Here is a 4,795-nt window from a genome sequence, read left to right as displayed (position 1 = left end):
CTCCAAGGGGTACGGGGCCGGCAACCGGCTGATGGCGAACCGGATCACGGAGGCCGCCTGGGGCTGGACCGCCGGGGGCCGGCTGCCGCTGGTGGTGGACGCGTCCTCCTGCGCCCTCGGGCTGGCCCGGGAGGTGGTCCCGTACCTCAGCGAGGACAACCGTGCCCTGCACGCGGAGCTGCGGATCGTGGACTCCGTCGTCTGGGCCGCCGAGGAGCTGCTGCCGCGCCTGGAGGTCCGGCGCAGGGTCGGTTCGGCGGTCCTCCACCCCACCTGCTCGACGCGGCACCTGGGGGACGAGGAGCAGCTGCGTGCGGTCGCCGCGGCCTGCGCGGACGAGGTGGTGGTCCCGGAAGACGCGGGCTGCTGCGCCTTCGCGGGCGACCGGGGGATGCTGCACCCGGAGCTGACGGCCTCGGCGACGCGGCGGGAGGCCGCGGAGGTGACGGCGCGGCCCTTCGACGCGTACCTGTCGGCGAACCGGATGTGCGAGGTCGGCATGGAACGCGCCACCGGTCACCCCTACGCCTCGGTACTGCTCGAACTGGAGCGCGCCACCCGGCCCTGAACCCCTGCGCACGCCCCGCTCACGCCCCGTGGGACGCACGCCCCCGTGCTCGCGCGGAATGCGCGGGGCGGCGCCCCACGCCCGGAAAATCGATTGCCGGGGCCGCGACCGGAAGGCGAACCTTGCGTGGTTTGCACTCACCGAGCCGTTGTGGGGCGTCATGCAGATCAGCGACCTTCCGTATCCGGATCCCGGGGTACCCGACGCCCGCTCCGGTCCGCGTTTCCTGTGGTGGCTGGGCCGGGGCCAACTCGGCGGTCAGGCCCGGAGCCTGGCCTGGGGGCTGCTGCACTTCTGCGGCGTCGCCGGGCTCCCCTACGCGGTGGGACTGGGCGTCGGGGCGGCCGTCGACCGCGACGGCGGGCGGCTGCTGCTGGTCGGCGGGCTGCTCCTGGTGGTGGGCGCCGCCATCGCGACCGGCGACGCCATGCTCCACCGCACGGCCGTCACCAACTGGATCACCGCCGCCGCGCGGGTGCAGCAGCTGCTCGCCCGCAAGACGGCGGAGCTGGGCTCCGCGCTGACCCGCCGGGTCGCGGCGGGGGAGGTGGTCGCGGTGTCCACGGGGGACGTGGAGAAGATCGGCTGGTTCGTGGAGGCGGTCTCCCGCTTCCTCGCCGCCGCGTTCTCCGTCGTCGCCATCTGCGTCGGGCTGCTGTTCTACGCGCCCTCCATCGGGGTGGTCGTCGCCGTGGGCGTGCCGGTGCTGGCGTTGTCCGTGCTGCCGCTGCTGCCGCGGGCCACACGGCGCGCCGACGTCCAGCGGGAGAAGGCAGGCAAGGCCACCGAGCTGGCCTCCGACACCGTGGCCGGCCTGCGGGTGCTGCGCGGCATCGGCGGCGAGGAGCTGTTCCTCGACCGCTACCGCGACGCCTCGCAGGAGGTCCGCAGGGCCGCGGTGCGCAGCGCCCGGATGTGGGCGCTGATCGCCGCGGTCCAGGTGCTGCTGCCGGGCGCGCTGATGGTCACGGTGGTCTGGTACGGCTCGGTGCTCGTCCTGGACGGCCGGCTGGCGGTCGGTGAACTCGTCGCCGCCTTCAGCGCGGTGGCCACGATGCTGTATCCGCTGCGGCACTTCGAGGAGATCGCGATGGCGTACTCCTTCTCGCGGCCCTCGGCCCAGCGGGCCGCCCGGGTGCTGTCCCTGACGCGTACGGACGAGACACCGGATTCCGTTCCCGCGAAGCCGGTGGAGGCACCGGCTCCGGGCGGGGACCTGTACGACCCGGCGACGGGGCTGCTGGCCCCGGCCGGGCGGTTCACGGCGGTGGTGTGCGGGGATCCGGACGTGGCGGGCCGGCTCGCGGAGCGGCTCGGCGGGCACGCCGTGCACCCCGGGGACGGCCCCGGTGCCGCGCCGCCGTCGGTGCTGCTCGGCGGGGTCGCGCTGGACGACCTCGCGCTGGACTCGGCACGCGGGCTGGTCCTCGTCCAGGACAAGGATCCGGTGCTGCTGTCCGGGACCCTGCGCGAGCTGTTCGACGTACCGGCGTCCGGCGCCGTGGCCGCCCGGGAGGCGCTGGCGGCGGCGCAGTGCGGGGACGTCCTGGACGCGCTGCTCCAGGCGGCGCCGGACGGGGTGGACGACGCGATGGACGCCCGGATCACCGAGCGCGGCCGGTCCCTGTCCGGCGGCCAGCGCCAGCGGCTCGCGCTGGCCCGGTCGCTGGTCACCGACCCGGAGGTGCTGGTGCTGGACGAGCCGACCTCGGCGGTGGACGCGCACACCGAGGCGCGGATCGCCGACGGCGTGGCCGCGCTGCGCGCCGGGCGCACGACGGTGGTGCTGGCGTCCTCGCCGCTGCTGCTGGACCGCGCCGACCGGGTGGTCCTGGTGCACGGCGGCCGGGCCGTGGCGGCGGGCACCCACCGCGAGCTGCTGCGGGGCGAGCCCCGCTACCGGGCGGTGGTCACCCGGGAGACGGACGGGGAGACCCGCTCCGGCGAGGAACTCACAGAGATCGAGGAATCCGCATGATCGGCGTGGCACGGCCGGAGCACGATCCGGCGGCCCCCGAGACGGCCGCGACCCTGCCCGTGGGCACGTCGGCGACCGTACGGGGCTATGTGCGCGAACTGCTGCGGCGGCACCGGCGGGCGTTCACGGCGCTGGTGGCGGTCAACGCGGTCGCGGTGGTCGCCTCCATGGCCGGCCCGTACCTGCTGGGGCGGGTGGTGGACGGGCTCTCGGCCGGGGAGCGGGAGCTCCACCTGGGGCGGGTGGCGCTGCTGTTCGCGCTGGCGCTCGGCGTCCAGACCTGTTTCGTGCGGCTGGTCCGGCTGCGCGGGGCGATGCTCGGCGAGGAGATGCTGGCCGACCTGCGCGAGGACTTCCTGGTGCGGTCGGTGGGTCTGCCGCCGGGGGTCCTGGAGCGGGCCGGCACCGGTGACCTGCTGTCGCGGATCACCACCGACATCGACCGGCTGGCGAACGCGATGCGCGAGGCGGTGCCGCAGCTGGCCATCGGCGTGGTCTGGGCGGGGCTGCTGTACGGGGCGCTCGCGGTGACGGCGCCGCAGCTGGCGCTGGCCGCGCTGGTGGCGCTGCCGGTGCTGGTCGCCGGCTGCCGCTGGTACTTCCGGCGGGCGCCCTCGGCCTACCGCTCGGAGGCGGCCGGGTACGCGGCGGTCGCGGCGGTGCTGACGGAGACGGTGGACGCGGGGCGGACGGTGGAGGCGCACCGCCTGGGCGGCCGCCGGATCACGCTGTCGGAGCGGCGGATCAGGGAGTGGACGGCCTGGGAGCGGTACACGCTGTTCCTGCGGACGGTGCTGTTCCCCGTCGTCAACGTCACCTATGTGACCATCCTCGGCGCGGTGCTGCTGATCGGCGGGTACTGCGTGCTGCGCGGCTGGTTGTCGGTCGGCCGGCTGACCACGGGCGCGCTGCTGGCACAGATGATGGTCGACCCGATCGGGCTGATCCTGCGCTGGTACGACGAGCTGCAGGTCGCCCAGGTGTCACTGGCGCGGCTGGTGGGGGTGCGCGAGATCGAGCCGGCCGCGGGTGACCGCGCGGTGGCCCCGGAGGGCCGGGACGTCCGGGCGGACGAGGTCCGGTTCGGCTACCGGGAGGGTGTGGACGTCCTGCACCGGGTGTCGATGTCGGTTCCGCCGGGGACCCGGATGGCGCTGGTCGGCCCTTCGGGCGCGGGCAAGTCGACGCTGGGCCGGCTGCTGGCGGGGATCTACGCGCCGCGGAGCGGGGAGGTCACCCTCGGCGGGGCGCGGCTGTCGCGGATGCCGGCGGAGCGGGTGCGTGAGCACGTGGCGCTGGTGAACCAGGAGCACCACGTCTTCGTGGGCTCGCTGCGGGACAACCTGCGGCTGGCCCGCCCGGGCGCCGAGGACGCCGAACTGTGGGCGGCGCTGGGCGCGGTGGACGCCGACGGCTGGGCGCGGGCCCTGGAGTCGGGGCTGGACACGGAGGTGGGTTCGGGCGGCAGCGCGCTGACCCCGGCGCAGGCGCAGCAGATCGCGCTGGCCCGTCTGGTGCTGGCGGACCCGCACACGCTGGTGCTGGACGAGGCGACCTCGCTGCTGGACCCGAGGGCGGCCCGGCACCTGGAGCGCTCCCTGGCGCGGGTGCTGGACGGCCGGACGGTCATCGCGATCGCCCACCGGCTGCACACGGCGCACGACGCGGACGTGATCGCGGTGGTCGAGGGCGGGCGGATCAGCGAACTCGGCTCGCACGACGAGCTGGTGGCGGCCGACGGGGCGTACGCGGCCCTGTGGCGCTCCTGGCACGGGTGACGCGGGTGCGGCGGGACCTCGGACCAGGCGGGACCTCGGACTAGATGAAGCCCAGGGCCGAGGCTCCGCCGATTCCGCCGAGGAGCATGAACACCGGCATCAGGACCTTCAGCTCCACCCAGCTGCCCGCGCGGAAGCGCATGGCCTTGGGCGGGCCGACCGGGTACCAGCGCTTGCCCTTGACCGGCAGGGGCCACAGGATCGGGCACCCGGAGACGGTCAGCGCGTCTCCGATGTCGTGGACCAGGGCGCCGAGCAGGATCGGCAGGCCGAGCCAGAGGTACTCCTGCCCGGGGCCGCTGAACAGCCAGCCGGCGCCGTTGCCCGGCTGGTCGAGGACGCCGGCCAGGATCCAGGCGCTGGTCGCGCCGAGCAGCCAGACCAGGACGTCGCTGGACATCCGTGCCGCCCGCCACAGCAGGCCCTCGACGGCCAGCACCAGGTGGACGAAGAGGAGCACCAGCACTCCCC

General features: G+C 75.2%; 4 protein-coding genes. 3 read left to right on the top strand and 1 reads right to left on the bottom strand.

Annotated features, from left to right (window positions below; genetic code table 11):
• From VR44_RS26370 to VR44_RS26360, 3 genes are all read left to right on the top strand, one after another.
• Positions 1 to 568: (Fe-S)-binding protein (locus tag VR44_RS26370; protein ID WP_169791050.1), on the top strand; the 568-nt coding region annotated here is incomplete at its 5' end.
• A gap of 160 nt (positions 569 to 728) precedes the next feature.
• Entirely contained in the window at positions 729 to 2,546 is a 1,818-nt protein-coding gene (locus VR44_RS26365; protein WP_045950099.1) for an ABC transporter transmembrane domain-containing protein, read from the top strand.
• Positions 2,543 to 4,324 carry an ABC transporter ATP-binding protein gene (locus VR44_RS26360; protein ID WP_045950096.1) on the top strand — a complete coding sequence of 594 codons (1,782 nt, stop codon included), beginning with the start codon at positions 2,543 to 2,545 and terminating at the stop codon, positions 4,322 to 4,324. Before VR44_RS26365 ends, VR44_RS26360 begins: the two co-directional genes overlap by 4 nt.
• 40 nt (positions 4,325 to 4,364) lie before the next feature.
• On the opposite strand, the gene VR44_RS26355 is transcribed toward VR44_RS26360, so the two are convergent.
• The coding region (locus VR44_RS26355; protein WP_045950098.1) for a metal-dependent hydrolase at positions 4,365 to 4,795 on the bottom strand (431 nt) is incomplete at its 5' end.

Source organism: Streptomyces katrae (assembly GCF_000966975.1).
Taxonomy (GTDB): Bacteria; Actinomycetota; Actinomycetes; order Streptomycetales; family Streptomycetaceae; genus Streptomyces; species Streptomyces katrae.
This window is presented reverse-complemented; position numbering and strand designations above follow the sequence as displayed.

What these genes read in the sequence shown, in the direction of transcription:
- VR44_RS26365 (WP_045950099.1), top strand. Translation starts at nt 729, where the DNA reads ATGCAGATCAGCGACCTTCCGTATCCGGATCCCGGGGTACCCGACGCC.
- VR44_RS26360 (WP_045950096.1), top strand. Translation starts at nt 2,543, where the DNA reads ATGATCGGCGTGGCACGGCCGGAGCACGATCCGGCGGCCCCCGAGACG.